General features: G+C 52.2%; 22 protein-coding genes and 1 pseudogene. 3 read left to right on the forward strand and 20 right to left on the reverse strand.

Annotated elements, in window-relative coordinates; all coding sequences use genetic code 11:
- Window positions 1-259: 259 nt before the first annotated feature.
- The 9 genes from rpoZ to pyrR form a co-directional block, all read right to left on the reverse strand.
- Window positions 260-541: a DNA-directed RNA polymerase subunit omega gene (gene rpoZ, locus L9H78_RS05625; protein WP_023019425.1), complete on the reverse strand. Its 282-nt coding sequence runs from the start codon at window positions 539-541 to the stop codon at window positions 260-262.
- Between the two features lie 66 nt (window positions 542-607).
- The gene (gmk, locus tag L9H78_RS05630) at window positions 608-1177 is read right to left on the reverse strand and encodes a guanylate kinase (RefSeq protein WP_249619512.1); all 570 of its coding nucleotides are present in this window, start codon (window positions 1175-1177) and stop codon (window positions 608-610) included.
- Window positions 1178-1182: 5 nt separating this feature from the next.
- Window positions 1183-1506: an integration host factor, actinobacterial type gene (gene mihF / locus L9H78_RS05635; protein WP_021352521.1), complete on the reverse strand. Its 324-nt coding sequence runs from the start codon at window positions 1504-1506 to the stop codon at window positions 1183-1185.
- 296 nt (window positions 1507-1802) lie between these two features.
- Window positions 1803-2642 carry an orotidine-5'-phosphate decarboxylase gene (gene pyrF / locus L9H78_RS05640; protein ID WP_249619513.1) on the reverse strand — a complete coding sequence of 280 codons (840 nt, stop codon included), beginning with the start codon at window positions 2640-2642 and terminating at the stop codon, window positions 1803-1805.
- Window positions 2632-5967 (reverse strand): carbamoyl-phosphate synthase large subunit, encoded by a 3336-nt coding sequence (gene carB, locus L9H78_RS05645; protein WP_249619514.1) that lies wholly within the window; start codon window positions 5965-5967, stop codon window positions 2632-2634. The genes pyrF and carB overlap by 11 nt, the downstream gene beginning before the upstream one ends.
- A gap of 2 nt (window positions 5968-5969) precedes the next feature.
- Entirely contained in the window at window positions 5970-7178 is a 1209-nt protein-coding gene (gene carA, locus L9H78_RS05650; RefSeq protein ID WP_249617206.1) for a glutamine-hydrolyzing carbamoyl-phosphate synthase small subunit, read from the reverse strand.
- Between the two features lie 66 nt (window positions 7179-7244).
- Window positions 7245-8636, reverse strand: coding sequence for a dihydroorotase (locus L9H78_RS05655; RefSeq protein WP_249620745.1), 1392 nt, complete (start codon window positions 8634-8636; stop codon window positions 7245-7247).
- Window positions 8637-8716: 80 nt separating this feature from the next.
- Window positions 8717-9652: an aspartate carbamoyltransferase catalytic subunit gene (locus tag L9H78_RS05660; RefSeq protein WP_249617208.1), complete on the reverse strand. Its 936-nt coding sequence runs from the start codon at window positions 9650-9652 to the stop codon at window positions 8717-8719.
- Window positions 9652-10287 (reverse strand): bifunctional pyr operon transcriptional regulator/uracil phosphoribosyltransferase PyrR, encoded by a 636-nt coding sequence (gene pyrR, locus L9H78_RS05665; protein WP_249617209.1) that lies wholly within the window; start codon window positions 10285-10287, stop codon window positions 9652-9654. Before pyrR ends, L9H78_RS05660 begins: the two co-directional genes overlap by 1 nt.
- A 641-nt stretch (window positions 10288-10928) precedes the next feature.
- Here pyrR and L9H78_RS10645 point away from each other — a divergent pair.
- The 3 genes and pseudogenes from L9H78_RS10645 to L9H78_RS05680 all read left to right on the forward strand — a co-directional run.
- A pseudogene (locus tag L9H78_RS10645) lies at window positions 10929-11780 on the forward strand (TIGR01777 family oxidoreductase); the annotation flags it as partial.
- Window positions 11781-11952: 172 nt separating this feature from the next.
- On the forward strand, window positions 11953-12471 hold the full coding sequence (locus L9H78_RS05675) for a YbjN domain-containing protein (protein ID WP_249617211.1): 519 nt from the start codon (window positions 11953-11955) through the stop codon (window positions 12469-12471).
- 16 nt (window positions 12472-12487) lie between these two features.
- Entirely contained in the window at window positions 12488-12940 is a 453-nt protein-coding gene (locus L9H78_RS05680; RefSeq protein ID WP_249617212.1) for a YbjN domain-containing protein, read from the forward strand.
- Between the two features lie 2 nt (window positions 12941-12942).
- Here L9H78_RS05680 and L9H78_RS05685 read toward each other — a convergent pair whose 3' ends face one another.
- The 11 genes from L9H78_RS05685 to mltG all read right to left on the reverse strand — a co-directional run bounded on the left by L9H78_RS05685 (window position 12943) and on the right by mltG (window position 22254).
- Window positions 12943-13830: a PPK2 family polyphosphate kinase gene (locus L9H78_RS05685; RefSeq protein ID WP_249619515.1), complete on the reverse strand. Its 888-nt coding sequence runs from the start codon at window positions 13828-13830 to the stop codon at window positions 12943-12945.
- A gap of 6 nt (window positions 13831-13836) precedes the next feature.
- Complete coding sequence (nusB, locus tag L9H78_RS05690; protein ID WP_249617214.1) at window positions 13837-14385, reverse strand: transcription antitermination factor NusB; 549 nt, start codon at window positions 14383-14385, stop codon at window positions 13837-13839.
- 10 nt (window positions 14386-14395) lie between these two features.
- Window positions 14396-14959 (reverse strand): elongation factor P, encoded by a 564-nt coding sequence (efp, locus tag L9H78_RS05695; RefSeq protein ID WP_021352535.1) that lies wholly within the window; start codon window positions 14957-14959, stop codon window positions 14396-14398.
- A 113-nt stretch (window positions 14960-15072) separates the two neighbouring features.
- Entirely contained in the window at window positions 15073-16164 is a 1092-nt protein-coding gene (locus tag L9H78_RS05700) for a M24 family metallopeptidase (protein WP_249619516.1), read from the reverse strand.
- Between the two features lie 109 nt (window positions 16165-16273).
- Window positions 16274-16729 (reverse strand): type II 3-dehydroquinate dehydratase, encoded by a 456-nt coding sequence (aroQ, locus tag L9H78_RS05705; RefSeq protein WP_249619517.1) that lies wholly within the window; start codon window positions 16727-16729, stop codon window positions 16274-16276.
- 32 nt (window positions 16730-16761) lie between these two features.
- Window positions 16762-17877 carry a 3-dehydroquinate synthase gene (gene aroB, locus L9H78_RS05710; protein WP_249620746.1) on the reverse strand — a complete coding sequence of 372 codons (1116 nt, stop codon included), beginning with the start codon at window positions 17875-17877 and terminating at the stop codon, window positions 16762-16764.
- A gap of 35 nt (window positions 17878-17912) precedes the next feature.
- Window positions 17913-18446 carry a shikimate kinase gene (locus tag L9H78_RS05715; protein ID WP_249619518.1) on the reverse strand — a complete coding sequence of 178 codons (534 nt, stop codon included), beginning with the start codon at window positions 18444-18446 and terminating at the stop codon, window positions 17913-17915.
- A complete protein-coding gene (gene aroC, locus L9H78_RS05720) occupies window positions 18443-19702 on the reverse strand; it encodes a chorismate synthase (RefSeq protein ID WP_249619519.1) in 1260 nt (419 codons plus the stop codon). Before aroC ends, L9H78_RS05715 begins: the two co-directional genes overlap by 4 nt.
- A gap of 8 nt (window positions 19703-19710) precedes the next feature.
- Window positions 19711-20169 (reverse strand): prepilin peptidase, encoded by a 459-nt coding sequence (locus tag L9H78_RS05725; RefSeq protein WP_249619520.1) that lies wholly within the window; start codon window positions 20167-20169, stop codon window positions 19711-19713.
- A gap of 50 nt (window positions 20170-20219) precedes the next feature.
- Window positions 20220-21065 (reverse strand): shikimate dehydrogenase, encoded by an 846-nt coding sequence (locus L9H78_RS05730; RefSeq protein ID WP_249617219.1) that lies wholly within the window; start codon window positions 21063-21065, stop codon window positions 20220-20222.
- Complete coding sequence (gene mltG / locus L9H78_RS05735; protein ID WP_249619521.1) at window positions 21058-22254, reverse strand: endolytic transglycosylase MltG; 1197 nt, start codon at window positions 22252-22254, stop codon at window positions 21058-21060. The genes L9H78_RS05730 and mltG overlap by 8 nt, the downstream gene beginning before the upstream one ends.
- Window positions 22255-22265: the final 11 nt, after the last annotated feature.

Here is a 22265-nt window from a genome sequence, read left to right on the forward strand (position 1 = left end):
GGAATCCTAGCGTACTTTATAGTTCTTGTCAGGTTTCTCACACGACCCACAACTTGTGCTAACGTCAGAGCTCCCTATTACGAGCGCGAACAGCTTGAATTCAGAGGGCTTGAATTCAGAGGGGCGTTGCACACAGAAAACCCACCGCCCCGTTCTCGGGAACAGTGGGTTATAGAATAAGCACTGAAGCAGAGACTCGATACCAGCTAAGCGTCGAAGCCTGCGCAATACTAAAAGTTATTCATTGCAGCGGAGCGAATTAGCGAGCTTCTTCGTGATCTAACAAGCCTTCTTCGATTTCACGCAAAGACAAAGAGAGAGGTTTTTCGCCTGGCTCTGGGGTGACCAGCGGACCGACGAATTCGAATACGCCCTCGTCTTGCTCCTGGTAATAACTATTAATCTGGCGTGCGCGCTTCGCAGCAAAGATCACCAGAGCATACTTCGACGAGACTTTATTCAGTAGTTCGTCGATCGGTGGATCAGTGATGCCTTCGGGTGTGTCGAAGACGCTGTCAGATTTCGTGGACTCAGTAGCCACTACGAGACCAACCCCTTTTCGCGTTGAGTGTATGAAAATATATTAGCCGTCGAGTTGAAACAAGAGCTAACTGCGCAAGAATTCAGCAATGGACTCTACGGCCTGTTTTAGATCATCGTTAACCACAACGTGATCGAATTCGCCCTGTGCATCCAACTCTATACGAGCTGTGTCTAAACGACGACGGACAACATCGTCTGGTTCGGTACCCCGATTGCTCAAGCGCTCGCACAGCACCTCCCAAGATGGTGGCGCCAAAAATATCGTGGTTGCTTCCGGCATCTTTGCCTTCACATTTCTTGCACCTTCCAGGTCCACCTCTACAAGCACAGGGCGGCCTTGTTCCAAGGCCTCGGTTACTGGCTGAGCAGGTGTACCTGAACGCTGCAAGCCGGAGTGTACCTCTGCCCATTCAAGCATTTTCCCACTGTCAATGGTCTCCTGGAAACGCTCGGGGCTAACGAAATAATAGTCGACTCCATCAGCCTCTCCAGGACGCGGTGCCCTGGTGGTCATAGAAACTGAAAAATAGAGATCTGGGACGGTAGTGCGCAGTTGTTTCACGACCGTCGATTTCCCAACGGCCGTCGGCCCAGCTAACACGACCAAACGGCCCCGTGGTATCACGCCGGTCATCAGCTTTAGTTTTCGGAGTATCCGAAACGGTCCAGCAATGCACGACGCTGGCGCTCACCCAAGCCGCGAAGGCGACGAGTCTGAGCAATCTCCAGGTCCTCCATGATTTCGCGTGCCTTGACCTTGCCAACCTTAGGCAAAGCTTCCAGCAAAGCCGCAACCTTGGTCTTGCCGATGATCTCATCGGTTTCAGCCTTGTCCAGAACTTCTTTTAGATTGGTTCCGCCACGCTTCAGTTCGGCTTTGAGCTCAGCGCGTGCTTTACGTGCCTCAGCAGCCTTTGCCAGGGCTTCTTTACGCTGCTCATCAGTCAACTTTGGAAGGGCCACGTGGATTCCTCCGATTCAATGTGGGTTTATGGTTCTTATCTTCGGCAACTGTATCAGTTGCCTCCCGACTAGGAATTATAGAGCCGAGATCTATAGAGCCGAGACGCGGTCAATTGACGTGAATTAGCCACTTGTGCCACTCACGTTTCTGACAACGTCAGCTTTTCGCATATCTTAACACCGCAACCAGGCAATCCGCGATATTGCACCAGGCACAACGGCATAATTCTGTCATGCCACAGCTTCATCCACGATATTTTCTCGCAGAATATTCAAATGGTACAAACGACTGAATATTAACGCCCAGGAAAATTATTAGCCTCCTTCAGAACCGCTTTCCGCAGGTCAGAAACATCAGGGCCTGCGGAAAGTACACTCCGAGAGACATTAGGAAATGACCATTCTGTCGCATCTGCTGTAATCCGTGCGATGTCAGCCACAGTGCCGCCTTGCGCCCCAACTCCGGGCATGAGTATTGGACCATTGAATCCGCCCAGATCGAGCGGGCTAGACACTGTAGCTCCCACGACAATTCCCAGCACTGCTGCATTACGGTCTTGGTTAAAATCCCGGCAATAGTCCACTACGTGCTGCGCTAAACTGACGCCTGCTTGTTGAAAGCTTTGCAGTTCTACCGCTTCCGGGTTCGAAGTTGCCGCTAGCACGAAAACGCCGGCGCCATTTTGCTCCGCAGCTGCAATTGCTGGTTTTAGTGCCCCCAAACCGAGATATGGAGCCACTGTGACAGCATCAGCGTGTAACGGCGAATCCGGATCGAGCCAAGCAGACGCATATCCTTCCATAGTGGAACCGATATCGCCGCGTTTGGCATCCGCAATTACCAGCGCACCTGCGTCTCGTAGCGCGGCGAGCGTTTCTTCCAGCACCGCATAACCTGCAGAACCGAAGCGTTCATAAAACGCGACCTGCGGCTTGACGACGCATGCAGTATCCGCAAAGGCGTCGACACAACGCCGGGAGAATTCTCGCAACCCAGCAATATCGTTGGCAAGCCCCCAATCCTGTAATAGACCTGCATGCGGATCAATACCGACGCATAGCCGCCCGCGCTCGGCGGCACGTTCGCGAAGACGTTCGCCAAAACTAACAGAATTGCCTCGCGTACTAGTCGCCATGGTTAAGTTCCTGCAAGCTACGGACGGTCAACTCATCTCCACGCAGAGCTTCGATTCCCTGCACGGCTGCAGTAATTCCTTGGACGGTGGTAACGGCAGGAATACCTACTGAAATTGCTGCAGTACGAATGTCATATCCATCATGGCGGGCACCAGCAGAGCCAGCCGGGGTATTCAGGATCAGATCGATATCACCTTCAGTGATCTGATCCACGATGGATTTTCCTTCGACTTTGCCGGCACGGATTTCCGACGCCTTATGCGCAATCTCACAATCGATGCCGTTACGGCGCAGCATCTGTGCGGTTCCAGCGGTCGCTACGAGGTTAAATCCAAGCGAAGCGAGACGCTGAATAGGAACGATCAAAGTACGCTTGTCTCGGTTTGCCACGGAAACAAATACCGTTCCCTGGCGGGGCGGACAGCCAAAAGCTGCGGTTTCCGCTTTCGCATAAGCAGCACCGAAGTTATCTGCCAAGCCCATTACTTCACCGGTAGATTTCATTTCCGGTGACAGCAAGGTATCTAATGGAGTACCGTCCGGACGCCGGAAACGCTTGAACGGCATCACGGCTTCCTTCACTGCGATAGGGTGATCCAATGGCAGTGACCCGCCATCATAAGTCGTTGGAATCATTCCTTCAGCACGTAAGTCTTGCAACGTCGCACCAAGCATAATCCGCGCTGCAGCCTTCGCCAGTGGCACACCGGTAGCTTTCGAAACAAACGGAACTGTGCGAGAAGCACGCGGGTTCGCTTCAATGACGTAGAGAATGTCATCTTTGAGCGCAAACTGTACGTTTATCAAGCCTTTTACCCCGATGCCATGCGCCAATGCTTTGGTCGATTCACGTACTTTGTCGATATCTTCCGGCCCCAATGTCATCGGAGGCAATGCGCACGACGAATCACCGGAGTGAATGCCCGCTTCCTCAATGTGTTCCATCACGCCGGCGAGATAGACTTCTTCCCCGTCACACAGAGCGTCGACATCAATTTCAATTGCCGAATCTAAGAAGCGATCCACCAGAACGGGGTGGTCTTCACTAAGCTCTGTAGCGCGTTCGATATAACTTTCCAGGCTGGCCTCGTCATAGACGATTTCCATGCCGCGTCCACCAAGCACGTAGGAAGGGCGCACAAGCACTGGGTAGCCGATCTGCGCAGCGACTTCACGCGCTTCAGCATACGTGGTCGCAGTACCAAAATCTGGTGCTGGCAGTTTAGCCTGCGCCAACACTTTGCCGAAGACCCCGCGATCTTCAGCATTATTAATGGCCTCTGGACTGGTTCCCACCACTGGTACCCCGGCAGTCGCGAGACGTTCGGCCAGGCCGAGTGGTGTTTGTCCACCGAGCTGCACGATCACGCCAGCGACGTTTCCGGACTGCGATTCAGCGTGGTAGACCTCCATGACGTCTTCGAAAGTCAGAGGCTCAAAATACAGGCGGTCAGCCGTGTCATAGTCCGTGGAGACTGTCTCAGGGTTGCAGTTAACCATTACGGTTTCGTAGCCAATACGCGACAGTTCCAACGCAGCATGCACACATGAGTAGTCAAACTCGATTCCCTGACCGATGCGGTTTGGCCCAGAGCCCAAGATTATGACTTTGTCCTTGTCAGGCTGCTCAGAAACCTCTGATTCTGCGTTTGGATCATATTCATAGGCCGAATAATGATACGGCGTATGGGCTTCAAATTCTCCAGCGCAGGTATCAACAGTCTTGTAGACAGGGCGGATGCCCAGGCTCCAGCGCAACGAACGCACGCCGTCTTCGCCAGCAAACTCTGGTCGAAGCGCAGCGATCTGTGCATCTGACAGACCCATAACTTTCGCCTGCCGGAGTAGTTGTTCGTCTAAAACCGGTGAGGTACGCAAATAATTACCGAATTCCACGAGGTGCGCTAATTCGGCAAGGAACCAGGGATCAATTTCGGAAGCTTCGTGCACTGCATCAATGCTGGCACCCCAACGAATAGCCAATTCAGCATCGTACATACGCCCTGCGGTTGGGCGCCGCAAGCGATCAAGAATCTCAGAAACCTCAGTTGCCTCGCCCGCGATGACCTCATCTGGCACAGTCCAAAGGCCAAACGGTTTGGCTTCCAGCGAGCGCATAACTTTGTTCAAGCCTTGGATATAGTTGCGACCAATTCCCATGGCCTCGCCCACAGATTTCATAGTGGTCGTCAGCGTGTTATCGGCACCCGGGAATTTTTCAAAGGCAAAACGGGGTGCTTTTACGATGACATAATCCAAAGTCGGCTCAAAGGCTGCCGGGGTAGTTCCCGTGATGTCATTACTAACCTCATCCAAGGAATATCCGATCGCGAGCTTGGCTGCCAGCTTTGCAATTGGAAATCCAGTCGCTTTGGATGCCAGAGCTGACGAGCGAGACACTCGCGGGTTCATCTCAATAACAATGATCCGCCCGTCGTCCGGGTTGATAGCAAACTGGATATTACATCCGCCGGTATCCACTCCCACTTCGCGAATAATGTCGATACCCAGATCACGCATTCTCTGGAATTCACGGTCGGTTAGCGTCAGGGCAGGCGCTACCGTTACCGAATCACCAGTGTGCACGCCGAGGGCATCGACATTTTCGATGGAGGCAATAACCACGACGTTATCATCACCGTCGCGCATCAACTCCAACTCGAATTCTTTCCAACCTAATATGGATTCCTCAATGAGAACATTCGCATCTGGCGATGCGGCAATACCTCCGCCGGCAATTCTTTCCAAATCCTCGTAGGTGTAAGCAAGCCCTGAACCAAGGCCACCCATGGTAAACGATGGACGCACTACGACCGGAAGCCCTAACCGTTCGACGCACGCATGGACTTCGTCCATCGTGTAGCACACCTCAGAACGTGCTGATTCACCACCGACTTTCTCGACGATATCTTTAAACTTCTGACGATCTTCGCCACGTTCGATCGCATCGATATCAGCACCGATAAGCTCAATGCCATGTTTATCCAGGACACCAGCACGGTCTAATTGGATCGCAGCATTCAACGCAGTTTGTCCGCCAAGTGTCGCGAGCACAGCGTCAATCGGATGGCCACCGGCGCGTTCTTTTTCGATGATTTTCTCTATGTACTCAGTCTCGATCGGTTCGACGTAAGTCGCGTCAGCAAATTCCGGATCGGTCATGATCGTAGCTGGATTCGAATTCACCAAGGTTACCCGTAGGCCCTCAGCCTTCAGAACCCGGCATGCCTGTGTACCCGAATAATCGAACTCACAAGCTTGGCCAATAACAATTGGTCCAGATCCAATGACCAGGACGTGTTGAATATCAGGGCGCTTTGGCATAATTAAGCTTTCCTTTCCTGGTCGTGCTGATCAAGCAGAGCGAGAAATTGATCGAAAAGTGGGTGGGCATCGTGTGGCCCCGCAGCCGACTCTGGGTGGTATTGAACCGAATAAGCTAAACCACTACGAAGTGCCACGCCTTCAACAGTGCCATCGTTAAGACAAGTATGAGTGATTAACGCCGGTCCGAAATCAGTGGAAAACGCTCGATCAGTTTCTGGGCTGTCAGCAGTCAAAGTCTTGGTATTACCAGGCGCGGCCAAGGCAAAACCGTGGTTTTGTGAGGTGATGTCGATCTTCCCTGACTCATGGTGCACCACTGGAACATTGATTCCACGGTGCCCAAACTTCATTTTGTACGTCTCTAAGCCCAACGCTCGCCCAAGCAGCTGATTACCGAAACAGATACCGAAAAACGGAATTTTTGCAGCCAAAATTTCTCGTAGCGTAGACACCATCTCATCCGCTGTGGCCGGATCTCCCGGGCCGTTAGAGATAAATACTCCATCAGGCTGCAGCTCTTGCACTTCCGCAAAACTAGTACCTGCCGGAACCACCACAGTTTCAATTCCACGACGCGCAAAATTGCGCGGCGTCGCAGTCTTGATACCCATGTCGAAGGCAACTACGCGGTGACGGGTCTGTCCTTCTGCAGGCACCGTGTAGGCTTTGTCTACCGACACCTCACTGGCCAAATCCGCACCGGCCATGTCGTTCTGTCCCTGAACTTCTGCAATCAGCTCAGAATGCGGACGTTGTGCTTGCGCACCAGAAAATATTCCGGCCTTCACGGAGCCATGATTACGGAGACGCCGAACTAACGTGCGCGTATCGATACCCGAAATTCCTATGATTCCCTGCTTTTGCATAACTTCGGGTAACGAGCTCGTCGCACGCCAATTGGACACGCGGTGAGCCAGGTCGCGGATAACGAGCCCTGCGACCCAGATTCGCCCATCATGTGACTCATCATCTTCCTCATTCCAGCCGGTATTACCAATGTGCGGAGCCGCGGCCACCACAATCTGACGATGGTACGACGGATCCGTCATCGTCTCTTGGTAACCAGTCATCGCAGTTGTAAATACAGCCTCGCCGAGGTTTTTTCCGGTAGCGCCGAATCCAAACCCCGGATATACACTGCCATCTCCGAGGACAAGGACTGCAGGTATTGCCTCCGGTGGATAACTTCTGGCTGCAGGATTATTCACGGTCGTTGCCTTTCGCTTGCTGTGTTCGTGTTCTCGAGTACTCAATGCAATTATTCCCTGTGGGGACTACTTTTTGTTCGCCGGTTGTGCAGACTTGGCAAGCTCAAAACTCAAGCCACCACGCAAGATAGTGTGGGTGACTTTCGCCCCAAATTCGAGACCCTCATATGGGTTATTCCGAGATTTAGAGGCAAATTCCTCGGCTTTCGACGTCCAGGAATGAGCCGGATCTACCACCGTAAGGTTGGCGGGTTCTCCCACTGCGATCGGTCGGCCATGATCCGGCAGATGAGTAATTTGCGCAGGGCGTTCGGACATTACCCGCGCGACAAATCTCCAGTCAGCGATTCCTGATTCAACAAAAATCTGCGCTATGACAGCCAGAGATGATTCTAATCCGAGCATTCCGGGTTTCGCGTGTTCAAATTCGACGCATTTGTCTTCGCTACCATGCGGTGCGTGATCGGTTGCCACGCAGTCAATTACGCCATCAATCAAAGCTTGGCGCAAAGCCATCGTGTCTGATTCCTCGCGTAGCGGAGGATTCACACGAAAAATTCCGTCATACGTGCGCAGCTTCTCATCATGGAGCAATAAATGATGTGGCGTGACTTCCGCGGTGATAGGGATATTATTCTGCTTCGACCAGCGGATAAGCTCAACGGTTCCGGCAGTAGAAGCGTGGCAAATATGCACGCGGTTTCCGTAATCCCGTGCTAATAGCGCATCCCGGACGACGATCGATTCTTCTGCGACCCTCGGCCAGCCCGATAATCCAAGCTGCGCGGCAGTCGCCCCCTCGTGAGCAACCGCCGTTTGGGTCATACGATGGTCTTCTGCATGTTGCGCGATCAATACGTTCAAGCCTTTGGCATATTCCAGGGCGCGGCGCATCAATTGTGGATCGTTGACGCATTTACCATCGTCAGAAAACATTCGCACTTTCGCGGCGCTGCGTGCAAGCATGCCAAACTCTGTAAGGTTTTTCCCTTCCAGCCCCTGGGAAATCGACCCCACGGGATGCACATCGCAAACCCCATATTGCTGCCCCTTGTACCAGACGGACTCTGCGATCACCGGCTGATCAGTAACTGGCTGTGTGTTAGCCATGGTGAAGACTGCAGTAAAACCGCCGCGTGCCGCCGCCTCGGATCCCGTGACGATAGTTTCTGTGTCTTCCCTGCCCGGTTCACGCAAATGCACATGCATGTCTACCAGCCCAGGTAACAAGATATTGCCGCCTAAATCCCGCTGGTCATCTGCATTAAGCTTCGCAGCGGCCGGTGAATCGGTAGGCTCCATCGCCTGAATGCGACCGTCGGCAAGCAGCACATCGACTGGGCTGCCCTCTCCGTACGGGCGCACGTTGCGCAACAACAGCGATTGCGGTGCTGCTGGACGCAGCTCCCCGGTGGCTGGATATTCTCCGTGAGCCAGGGCATGGTGTGCATGAGACATGTTCGTCGCTTCCCCTGTGTTATGTGGTTTGTGTGCTGTCATTTTTTGTTCTTTATAGATGTTGTCTAACCTGTCTCGCATTACGCCGCCCCGGACCCGGCCAACAACGTGAATAACACCGCCATCCGCATATGCACACCGTTATTTACCTGCCCCAATACGACGGTATTGGGGTAATCGGCGACATCATAGTTGATTTCCATACCACGCAACATGGGGCCTGGGTGCATGATTATAGCTTCATCGCGTAACAGCGCCGCACGATCTTTCGAGAGTCCGTAATAGGTAGCGTACTCACGATGCGATGGGAAAAACCCACCGTCCATACGTTCTTTTTGTACGCGCAACATCATGACAGCATCCGCTTCAACTAACTCGGCATCAAAATCATGGCTGGTGCGTACCGGCCAGTTTTCCACACCATGCGGCAACAAAGTCTGTGGAGCCACTAACACTACGTCCGCGCCCATTGTGGCTAGCAAATCAACGTTCGAACGCACAACTCTGGAATGCAAACAGTCTCCAACGATTACCACCCGGCGCCCGGCAATTTCGCCGAGGTGTTGGCGCAGGGTCATCGCGTCCAACAACGCTTGAGTAGGATGCTGATGCGCTCCATCACCAGCGTTAATCACTGACGGGCCTGACCCATCAGTATCCACCCAGTTAGCAAGTAGTTGGGCTGCTCCAGACGATGGGTGCCTGGTAATAATCGCATCTGCGCCAATTGCTGCCAATGTCAATCCTGTATCACGCAGCGATTCCCCTTTGGACACTGATGACGAGGATGCAGACAGATTAATCACATCGGCGCTCATCCACTTCCCCGCAGTTTCAAACGAAGAACGAGTACGCGTCGAGTTTTCATAAAACAAGGTATAAATCGTCCGACCACGCAAGGTGGGAAGTTTCTTCACATCTCGATCGAGCAAGGCTTCCGAAAACCGTTCAGCTTCGTCCAGTAAAGCCGTAATTTCATCCGCGCTCAAGTCCGAGATCGACAATAAATGTTTCACTACTGTTCTCCTTGGCTAGTCTGCTCACCGACAGATGTCACTAGCGCCTGTGTGGCACGCGAACCGCGCGACAAAATCACTGCGTCTCGACCATCAATATCTGCGTTTAAAACCGAAATACCCTCAGAACGGGCAGTTGGCAGATTTTTACCGACGAAATCTGCGCGGATCGGAAGTTCACGGTGGCCACGATCAACTAAAACAGCTAACTGGATCGCGCGCGGGCGACCGATATCCGACATCGCATCAAGCGCCGCGCGAATCGTGCGACCAGAAAACAATACGTCGTCGACAAGCACCACAATGGCATCATCGAGACCACCACGTGGAATAGAAGTTGGTTTCAGTGCACGATGTGGCTTCGAACGAAGATCGTCACGGTACAGGGTAATATCCAACGCACCAGTGGCAACAGATTGTCCGGAAAATTCCTCAATTTTTTCCGCTATACGTTCTGCTAAAGGTAGGCCGCCTGATGGGATGCCCAATAAAATCACCGGCGCCGATTCCGGTGAACCAATAGCATTTTTCTCAATGATCTGGTGCGCGATGCGTGCTATCGTGCGCGAAATTGCAGCTGTACTCAACAACTCAGTTGTCTCTGCTGCTCCTGCGGACGGTTCTTCCACTGTCATCGTGCCCTCCTTCCCCGCCTCTCTGTGCGGACTTTAAAGGATGCCGACTGCATTTCTGTTTGAGTCTATGATGGAGACACCGCTTCAGTCTAGCACTAAGGATTACGCGCGTGAGCTTCTCCTCCCAGCACCTCGTTCCGGCCCCACGCCCCCAAGTGTGGGACTGGCATACCCGACCTGGGGCAATCGCTCGTCTCACCCCACCTTTTATGCCAATGACCCCCCATTCTGAGGCCCAAAATCTTGCCACCGGAACCACAGTTTTCCGCCTGCCTGCCGGCCTGAAATGGGTCTCGCGCCACGATCTGACTCGTTACCAACCAGAAATATCCTTTTCCGATATATGTTTAAATTCGCCGGTGCGGCAACTTGCGCAATGGCGTCACGACCACCATTTTGCCGATGGTACGCAGCCAAACACCACACTAGTCACTGACACAGTTCATACCCGTGCACCAGCAAATTTGTTGCGCTCAGTATTTGCCTACCGGCAACAACAACTCATCTCGGATTTGTCTTTCTTAACATCCCTCCGGCTCGTTGACGGTTCGGCGACTACTAAGCCCACGAAATCACTTACTATTGCGATTACCGGTGCGCATGGTTCTGTAGGTCGTAACCTCAAGGCTCAACTAACTACAGCTGGGCATACAGTCATCGAGTTAGTTCGCGGTACTGCCACAACCGGTCAGCGCCACTGGAATACCGATTATCCCTCAGTACACCTGCTTGCAGGCGTTGACGTGCTCGTGCACTTGGCAGGAGAACCCATTTTTGGTCGTTTCAACGAAGCACATAAAAAAGAGATTCGTGATTCACGAGTAAACCCTACCTACAAGCTAGCGCGCTTAGTCGCTGAATCCGCGAGCGTCACCACAATGGTATGTGCTTCTGCAATAGGCATTTACGGACCAGATCGTAGTACAGAAGAACTCACGGAAAGTTCTGGTCGCGGCGATGGTTTCCTCGCCGACGTCGTTACTGACTGGGAGCACGCATGTCGTCCAGCTGCAGACGCCGGAAAACGTGTGGTCAATATTCGTACCGGAGTGGCACTTTCCGGAAATTCTGGTCTGCTGCCACTTCTCAAAACATTGTTTTCCACCGGTTTGGGAGGGAGTTTCGGCGATGGCAATTTCTGGTTTAGTTGGATCGCAATGGACGATCTAACCGATATCTATACCCGTGCGATCGTCGACCATCGAATTAGTGGCGCAGTTAATGCGACTGCCCCAGAGCCCGTGCTCAATAAGGACATGGCGAAAGCACTCGGAACTGAACTCAATCGCCCAACCCTGCTGCCTATCCCTGCCTTCGGCCCAAAACTTTTACTCGGCAAAGAAGGTGCTCATGAATTAGCTCTAGCTGACCAACGAGTATCAAGTGCGAAAATACGTCAACTGGGCCATAATTTCCGTTTTTCGACCATCGAGGCAGCGCTAGCGCACGAACTAGGAGGTGAACAACTACAGGATAGCAGCGCTTATCTTTAATACAGCCGGAGTAGTGCAAAAATGCATTCGCCGAACCAAGCCGAGGGTCGAGAATACCGATTTCACCAATGTCTTTGCGTTAACGCATGCGGGACAACAATGATTTTCGGGAGCATTTCCCGGTACGGTGGCATTAGTTAGATCAAGTCGAACCCCAGAATGGAAACACCCCATGAACCAACAGTCCGTACCGAATGAGCAAGAACGTTCGCCAGAAACCGTCAATGACATCGCAGAAGTAACATTTGAGCGGATCGGCGAGATCCTCGAAGCGGAAAACCTCATTTACCGTCATGAAGAACAAGACATCCCCGATGGCAGCACGTTGCAGGTGGTACGAACCGGGTTTAGCAACGCAGCAATCGCGATAAGCGTGCGACAAAATACTCTCATCGTCGATTCCCTCTGGCGTGGACAGTTGAGCACCAGCCAAGCCGTGGATGTGCTTGCGGTCGTAAACTCTTGGAACCAAGCACAATTTGCGCCGACGCTGCGTTTTTTCGAACAGGGCGAAGAATTACTCGCAATCTCGGCTGTACGTGAGGCAGATGTCAGCACCGGAATGACGCGTAACCAATTGGGCGCGTTCCTTCTCAGCACGCTGGATGCAGTACTTGAATCTTTCCAGTCACTCGAAAAACAATTCCCGGATTCAGTCACCTGGGAAAGCAATCACGCACACGACAAGTAAAAATAGGAGTCCGAGGATGAATCAAGCAACGCAGCTTGCACCTGCCAGCATAGATCGCGTCATTACAACAATGCGGGAATTCGACGTAGAGCTAACAAGAGTGCAAGACAAAGAAATAGCCACGGCCAATCTAAATGACACGTTATGCACATTTGCTGTACTCGGTTCTGCCATGGTCGTCCGGTCAGAGGTAGCAACAGACACAAAATATGACAGTGCTGACGCGGGCCTGTTTCTAGCCGCTAACCAAATTAACTCCACCTCGATTGGGGCGCGAGCCGTAATCGCAGAGCACGAAGGAAAACTAATCGTGCGTACCGAACGCGACATCGTCGTAGCGGCGGGGATCTCTGATGAACAGCTTAAGGCGACTCTTAAAACGGCCGTGGACGGCGTAGTCCGCGCCCAAGATGCCATGGTCGCGGCCGCAGAAGAAATGCGCAAACTTAACGAGCATCGTGATCAGTAAAACTACTGGCTCAGGCGCCGCTGCTGCGCAGCGACGTCATAGCCAGGATCAGGCCAGTTAAGCCCCATCGCCCGCAACCGGCGAAGTAATAAAAACTTCACGGCTGTGCGGGCATAAAGTTTGTTATCACTCGGGACGATGTACCACGGTGCGTGATCGCTATCGGTACGATCAATCGCAATCTCATAAGCGCGCTGATAATCATCCCATTTAGCGCGGTTCTCGATGTCAGACGGATCGAATTTCCAGCGTTTATCCACCCTGCGCAAACGGCGAAGCAAGTTTTTCTTCTGGAAATCAGGAGAGATGTGGAGCATGACTTTTATTATGCTAACGCCTTGCGCAGCCAATTCTGATTCAAAATCGACGATGGCCCCATAGCGGCGCTCGATTTCTTCCGGCGTTGCCATGCTCTCTACTCGTTGAATCAGTACGTCCTCATAGTGAGAACGATCAAAGACAACAATTTCCCCCGGCCGCGGGGTGTGCTTTCGTATCCGCCAGAGAAAGTCGTGGGAAAGTTCCTCTGCATTCGGTGCACCGAAACTGATCGGTTTTAAGCCCTGTGGATCGAAAACTGATAAAGCATTGCGAATCATCCCGCCTTTGCCTGATGTATCCATCCCCTGCAGGATAAGTAGTATTGCTCCAGCTCTATTCGTACCTCTCCCACCCGAGGCAGAATCGTCGGTGCTAGCGCTAATCCGTGCATGGGCGAAGAGCTGCTCCTGTAGAGTCCGCAATTCTTCATCAAACTTATGAAATCGGCGACGCAGTCGTTTTCCGCTAACCTTGCCTACATATCCCGGGGTGGACAGAGGATTAATTGCGGCGAGATCGACAGGAAGGTCTGCCCGCAGTTGCTCTACACCTTTGGGCTTGAATCGCATTTTGCCTTAATCGCTTCCCGCCGATGATTCATCACTGGCTTCTGCAGGCGCCCCATCCCCCATCGGGTTATCTGCCGATTGGGTCTGCGCAATGTCATCAAGGACTGCATGAATGTATGGGGCAGCCGAATCAGTGGAATACTCGCTGGCTAATTCAACGCCTTCCACCACCGCTACAGCAGCGGGGACCTCTTTATTGAAGAGAATCTCCCACGCGGAGACTCGCATGATTGCGCGATCCACCGCCGGCAAACGCCTCAGTTCCCATTCTTGAGACAAGAAGCGCGCGATCAATTCATCAATTTCATCAAGCTTCTCAGCGGCACCAGCAACAATTTCTTTGGTGTAATCCGCCACTGGTGGAACAGGAGGTTGTTCCCAACTAGCTAACTCTACCCGTTCTTTGACGATTGCCACGGGGTCAAGGTCTCTAGTTTCAGCTTCATAGAGAATATCTGCAGCACGGCGGCGGGCTCGATATCGTTTAGTGTGTAGACGTTGGTCTAGCCTGTTGAATCGAGCACCCGCACTAGGCTGATTCTTCTTTACTGACATACCCTGCGCGTTAATTGTTGCTACGGGACAGGTAGTCGCCGGTACGGGTATCAATCTTCACCACGTTGCCGGTCTCAATAAACAATGGCACCTGAACTTCCGCACCCGTTTCGAGCGTTGCGGGCTTGGTTCCGCCATTGGAACGATCTCCCTGCAAACCTGGTTCGGTGTGCTCTACCTTGAGGTCGACGTTGATGGGAAGTTCAGCGAACAGGGGCTCGTTGTCGTGGAAAGAAACCTGAATCCGCATATTTTCCAACAAGAAGTCAACGGCACGACCAAATTTCTCTGCGTCTAACTCCACCTGGTCAAAGGTCTTATCATCCATAACAACGTAGTTGGTGCCGTCATTGTAAAGATACGTCATATCCCGACGGTCAACCGTCGCGAGTTCTGCCTTTGCACCGGCATTCCAGGTCTTATCGGTCACCTTGCCAGTCATGACATCTTTCAGCTTGGTACGCACAAAGGCAGGACCTTTGCCAGGCTTCACGTGCTGGAATTCGACAATTTGCTGCAGCTTGTTGTCAATTTTCAGGACGACGCCGTTTTTAAACGAAGTAGTATCAGCCACGAATCAACTCTCCAATGTGTCTAGTTAGCGGCAGTACGCTGTTTCCGGCACTGCTTAGTTCAGATTAGCTTGCGCCAGTATAACCCTAACGCTTCTGCACAAACTCCGCTGGTTTACAGTTCACGTAATTGCTTTGTAGGCGTTGACAGATTCTTGGGCTTACCGTCGGTAATCACCAATGTGTCTTCAATGCGAACGCCAAGCTTACCTGGAATATAAATACCAGGTTCAATCGTCAGTGTCATTCCAGCCTCAAGGCTACCTTGACCACTCTTCGCAGCCGCCGGAGCTTCATGTACATCCAAGCCGATTCCATGGCCAGTAGAGTGGACAAAATACTCGTCATAGCCTGCTTCTCGGATAATTTCACGACACGCCTCATCGACGTCAGAAAGAGATGTGCCCGGAGTAGCTGCTCGAACCCCTGCTTCCTGTGCTTTGAGCACAAGGTCATAAATTTCCCGGGCAAAATCATCAACGGGGCCGATAGCCACGGTACGGGTCATATCCGAGTTAAACCCGCGCAAATGCGCACCATAGTCGATAGTGACTAGATCCCCTTTTTGCAGCTCTCGATCGTCCGCCCCATGGTGTGGTTTCGCACCGTTCGGGCCACTTGCAACAATAGTGTCAAAACTAGGCCGTTCGGCCCCCAACAGCCTCATACGATATTCCAAATCGGCGGCCACCTGCCGCTCGGTACGGCCCGCTGCAATTTCGCCAGCAGCAATCATGTCTTCCAGTGCTTGCGACGCTAATTCTGCAACCCCGGTCAAACGCTCAATTTCGACGTTGTCTTTTACCAGGCGGATCTTCTCAATCATCCCGGAAATAGGTACTAAGGTGACTTCATCCGGGCACTGTTTTTCGAGCTGCTTAAACTGCTCAATGCTCACGAAATCGGATTCAACCCCGACGCGACGCGGTCCTTCCAGTTTCTGCAACAGCTCTTTCGTGATAGCGCTCGTGATCACCGCGTCGATATCCGGTACTTCCTCAGCGATCTGTGTTGCATAGCGACCATCAGTGCTAATAGCAGCTGATTGGTCTTTCGACAGCAGGACTGCTCCGTTAGATCCAGAAAATCCAGAGAGGTAGCGCACGTGTATTAAGTGAGTAACCAAAAAGTCGTCGAGTCGCTCCTCCGCCATTGCAGTCGCCAACTTACGGCGGCGGTTACTGAAACGAGTATCTGCCAGTGCCATTTTTCTCCTCATCGTAAACTAAATCTTATGATCGAATTAAAATCTGCGGTGATTCGCGATTGATTGCTCTCTTGCTCATATTCTATGAAAAGAATTACAAATCACGATGTTACGCCAAATTCTTCGCCCAATAATCTACTGCTGCGTAATAACCGGAAACGCCTAACCCGCAAATCACTCCTCGAGCGATAGGAGAAAGGTAGGAATGCGCACGAAACGGTTCGCGGGCATGGATATTGGAGATGTGTACCTCAATGAACCCCTTCTGTTCGGCAACTTCTGCTAGCGCATCACGCAATACTACCGACGTGTGTGTCAGTCCACCCGGATTAATAATCACAGGCCACTGCTTATCCGCAGCTTCATGCACGTATTCCACTAATTCGTGCTCTGCGTTCGATTGTCGACATACTACCTGCAGGCCTCGTGCATGACCTGCGCTGACCAGCTGTTTTTCCAGTTCCGGCAAGGTTACAGCACCGTAAATATCTGGTTGCCGCTTCCCTAAACGATTCAGGTTTGGGCCATTAAGCACCAAAATCGTCGGATGCTTATCACTGGACATTAATTCCTCCTTAACGTTGCGCAGCTACAGTATTAGCTACTGATCGCTGTGTACGCTGCGCGTAATTCCTCATCTGAGGCATCTGAAATGCGAGTGCACTCACCGATTCTTGTGAGGGCGACAAAGCGCAGATTTCCATCACGATTTTTCTTATCTCGACTCATACCGTCGCGCAGTACAGAAAAGTGTCCAGCTTCATACGAAACCGGGAGGCCGACAGACTGCAAGATGTTTCGATGACGTCGCAAAAGATCTTCGTCAATCAGTTTGCGATTGTGCGCGAGATGCGCAACATACATCATGCCGACGGCCACAGCGTCGCCGTGGCGCCACTGGAATTCTTCTCGCAATTCCACTGCGTGCGCGAAGGTGTGTCCATAATTCAAAGTCTCACGTAATCCAGACTCACGAAGATCCATTCCGACGACGTTCGCCTTTACTGCAATCGAACGCGCAATTAATTCTGGAAGGTAACCATCCGGGTCTAGGCAGTTCTGTGGATCTGCCTCGTAACGATCGATGATAATGCTGTCACTGATAAATCCAGTCTTAATAATTTCCGCTGATCCAGCAATGATTTCATTTTGCGGAAGCGTCGTAAGCCGGTCCAGATCGACAAATACACTATCGGGCTCATGGAATGCTCCCACCAGGTTTTTACCGTGACCAGTATTAATTCCTGTTTTTCCACCAACAGCTGCATCCACCATCGCCAACAGCGTGGTAGGTACTTGAATGACTTTGATACCGCGCATCCAGGTAGCAGCAACAAACCCCGCGAGGTCTGTGACCGCACCACCACCAAATCCAATGACCACGTCGCTGCGAGAAAAATTATGCTGTGCGAGCTTATCCCATAATTCGCTGACAACCTCTAGGCTCTTCGCGGCTTCTGCATCGGGTACCGGAAACAAATGCACTCGTAAGCCACGATCTTCGATGGCAGATGCTACCTGACGCGCCGGGGCTGCCATCGTCGGCTGGTGAATAATACCTACGGTTTGTGCGCCAGTCTGCTTACTCCGCTCTGCTATCGCATCAGTCAAGCCACGGTCGACAATAACTTGGTACGGATTAGGGCCGTTAACCTCGATAACCTCCGTAGTACCGCGGGCAAATTGCCGATTATCCGGCGATGGTGAAAACATGTTGAAGTTCATCGTCGTGTACTGCCTTCCAGGCGCTATAAGGTTTCCAAGAATCCCAAAATATCGGCAACAACCTGCTGCGGGCTGCGTTGCTCTGTCCGCGCGCGATAATCAGCGACTTCTCGGTACAACGGTCGCCGTTGCGCCATTAATTTTCGGTACCGTTCGCTGGCGTCAGCCCCAGCTAGTAACGGGCGCTGGTCTCTGTTGTGCGGTCGAGTAGTCCGCTCGATACCGGTTTCATCACTGACGTCTACAAAGACTACGGTTTGTTCTCCAAGCAACCCACGAGTGCCTTCGTGTATAACTGCGCCACCTCCGAGTGCAAGTATCCCGGGTTCATGTAATGCTTCAGCAATTATTTCGGCTTCCAGCTCACGGAATGCATCTTCTCCGCTATCAGCGAAAATCTCGGCGCAGGTTTTCCCAGCACGTTGTTCAATTACGGAATCAGAATCGACAAAAGTTTGGTTCAGTACCCGCGCCAAGCGACGCCCAATAGTGGTTTTTCCAGCTCCGGGAGGACCAACGAGTACGACAGAAGGGCGTGGCTGCTCTGCAGAAGTCATTGTTCCCCCTCTTCTACTGGTCCCGTACTTGCCCCTCCTGCCGACTGAGCTCCGCAAAACGAAAACCGCTTGTCGACGCTTTCTTGATAAGCCTGAAAATTGCGACGCGTTTCCGCAACGCTATCGCCACCAAATTTTTCGAGCACCGCCTGTGCAAGTACCAAGGCAACCATAGCTTCTGCGACAACTCCGGCAGCAGGCACCGCGCAGACATCCGAACGCTGGTGAATAGCAGTCGAAGACTTGCCGGTATTCATGTCGAAGGAGCGTAAAGCTCTGGGAACAGTAGAAATTGGTTTCATAGCGGCGCGTAACCGTAGCTGTTCACCATTGGTAGTCCCTCCTTCCAAACCGCCTGCCCGATTCGTCGCGCGGGTTAAACCAGATGCTGCATGCATAAATTCGTCGTGTGCTGCTGAGCCTCGTGAACGAGCCTGAGTGAAACCATCACCAATTTCCACGCCTTTAATGGCTTGAATACTCATCAAGGCTGCCGCCAACTGTGCATCCAGTCGAGTCTGACCCGAAACATGAGAACCTAAGCCGATAGGAAGACCATCGACAACGACTTCGACGATGCCGCCAAGCGTGTCACCAGCTTTTTTCGCCGCTTCTATTTCAGAGACCATCGATTCTTCTGCATCTTTGCCAAAAGCACGCACTGGAGAAGCATCGATGCGGTCAATATCATCCGGCGTTGGTGCAGGACCATCATAGGGTTGCGATGGCCCAATGGAGATTACATGGGAAAGAACTTCCACGCCGAGAACTTGCCGTAAAAAATTACGCGCAACCGTCGCACAGGCTACTCTCGCAGCAGTCTCACGTGCAGACGAACGCTCGAGAATATTACGAGCATCACTATGCTCATATTTCACCATGCCTGAGAAGTCTGCATGCCCTGGACGAGGTCTCGTCAACTGCGCACCACGCCCCGAACTCATTGCTTTAGCAATCTCGGGGTCATCCACATCAACCGGATTCGCAGCCATGATAGTTTCCCACTTCGGCCACTCTGTGTTACCGATCATGATCGCGATTGGACTGCCCAGTGTCTTACCATGCCGTATCCCTGCAAGCAGACTTAACTCGTCTGCTTCAAATTTCATGCGTGCCCCGCGCCCATAGCCCAGGCGACGGCGTGCGAGTTGGTGCGCAATATCATCTGAAGTGAGTTCAACGTGTGCAGGCATATTCTCTACGACAGCCACAAGTGCTTGGCCGTGTGATTCCCCAGCGGTTGTCCAACGAAGCATAGACACCATTATTCCACAAACACTATTGAAACCATCACAGTGGCCAATATCATAGCTGGTCCATGTGCAACGTAGCTGCGCCGTAGTAGTGTTGCAGCACACAAACTCAGTATTGCTGCGGTCATCGATGCAAGTAAAACAGCAAAAATATTGCCGACAGCGGCTGCGGCAACCCCCAAGGGAACGGCGAGTTTGATGTCACCGCCACCAACTCCGCGATTACATCCGTCCCGCCCATTGCAGAAAAAACTTACAACAAGTTGTGCAATATACAAGGTCGGCCAGGTTACTGCAGCCCAGAGGATCTGACCTGTGTTCTGCATAAAAAGAGCCCAAACCACCGACACCAATGCAGCAGGCACGGTAAGTAAATTTGGCAACCGGTGAAAGCGCAAGTCGTAGTAGATCAGAGCGCTAGCCCACACGATTGCAAGAACAACTAATGCGTATAGTGATAATCCCCCCATGCTTACTCACGGTACCGCAAGTCCTTAAAGCAACCGGTTATAAGCCACAATTATGCGATGCGAGACGCCAGTACCCGTTCCAATGCTTCCCACATACTTGATTCGGGAGCGGACTTTCCAGTAAAGGCTGTGAACTGGCCAAAAGCCTGATAGGCCAACATAACGTGTCCGCCTACGCTGCGGTGCCCATTAGAAGCAGCTTGAGTGGTCAATGCTGTCGGCCACGGATCATAAATCACATCGAGAACCGGTGCATGAGCAACACGGCGTTCATGACCAAGCAAAGCTGCGGAAGGAACAGTCGATATCACAGCATCGCTATCCGGAACTTTGTCTTCCCAACTAATTGTCCGCCAATTAAGTCCGACCGCTTCTGCTAGCGGAGCCCATTCATTACTACGATCCCTTCGGTTTACGACGGTGACAGTAGAAACACCGAGCGTACCCAACGCCCACAAGACAGGCCGGGAAGTTCCCCCGGATCCCAACACCACGACATGCTCCAATTGTTTACTGGTCTGTGGAAACAGCTCTTTTAATGCACCAAGCACCCCATCTCCATCAGTATTATCGGCAAACCAGCCGTTTTCGCGGCGAACCAGGGTGTTCGCCGCACCAATCATTTGGGCACGCCCGCTGACGGAATCGGCGACTTGGAGTGCTTCAAATTTTCCCGGCATGGTGACTGAAAACCCCTGAAATGAGGGATCAGCATTAGCCACAAACGATGCTAACTGTCCTTTAGGAACATCGAAGGATAGATAGTGCCACTGGTCAAGCCCCAATGCAGCGTAACCAGCATTATGTAATACCGGTGAGAGCGAATGAGAAACCGGCGACCCCAGCACGGCTGCACGGTGCACGATTTCCGAGCCACTCGGAACGGAACTACTCATGGTGATCCAAGATTCCGGATTCGAGCGCCCGATCTACATCTTCTAAGTGTTTTTCGAAGGTGTCGTTGAATACTGTGGTGCCTTTGTTGTCAATCGTCACGAAAAACAGCCAATTCCCCTCGGCAGGATGTTCCATAGCATGTAATGCATCATCTGAAGGCGCAGCAATCGGGGTTGCCGGCAAGCCATCCATCGCATAAGTATTCCACGGAGTTTGGCGTGCTCGATCTTCATCCGAGGTTGCGAGTTCAACATCATCCAACCCATAATTTACCGTCGAATCAAATTCTAGACGCATTGGTTCGTCTAAGCGGTTTAGAATCACACGCGCGACTTTGTCAAAGTCGCCCGCTGGTGCTTCCCTTTCTACCAAGGAAGCCGCAATCAATAGCTCATATGGTTCCAAGCCCACTGCTCGCGCACGTTCGACAATTTTTGAATCGTTGTACCGCTTGGTTGTTCGCGTTACCAGATCCGTTAAGATTTCTTCTGCATCCATACTCGGGTCAATGACGTATTGACCTGGAGCAATTAATCCTTCAAGCCGTTTTGGATCAGAGCCTTGCGCGCGGACAGGATCCAGCGCCCACTCAGGCGCGCCGAGATCCGCCGGGTCTTTATTAGCGGCTACAGATGCTAGTTCTTCAGCGCTAACACACTGATCCTCTTCATTATCTGCGCAGCTGACATTGGAAATCTGGCTATATATCCCAAGCCGAACATTACCACCTTTGACGTTGACATCCTGCAAAGTAGCGCCGCCGTGAACGTCAAGCAGGTCGACCTGCTTAGCTGGATCCAGCAGCGCTGCGACTGCAGCTTGAGCACTCATCTCCTCTTCCAGGCGGTAAAATCCAGGCTGTACATTTCCAGCATCTGGATTACTAGCAGCAGCAGTCTGGAATACGGAATCAGATGCTACAATGCCACGTTCTTCTAGCTCCGGGCCTAATGACGAAATAGAATCGCCCTCTTTAATCTGCACCATGGCAACGACGCCATTGCCATTCCCGTCGTAGTCATCCACAGATGCACCTCCACGAGCAAAAACGACATTGAACGCGATATAGGCGCTCACACCGATTATCAAGATAAATGACGCAATGAGGACAGCAAGACCCCGCTGCCGACGTTTGACATACTTCGGGTCCATGCTGCGCTTTACGCGCACTCGAGTTTGATTGCTCATCTCTATAATCT

The organism is Corynebacterium pseudodiphtheriticum (genome assembly GCF_023509295.1).
Classification (GTDB): Bacteria; Actinomycetota; Actinomycetes; order Mycobacteriales; family Mycobacteriaceae; genus Corynebacterium; species Corynebacterium pseudodiphtheriticum.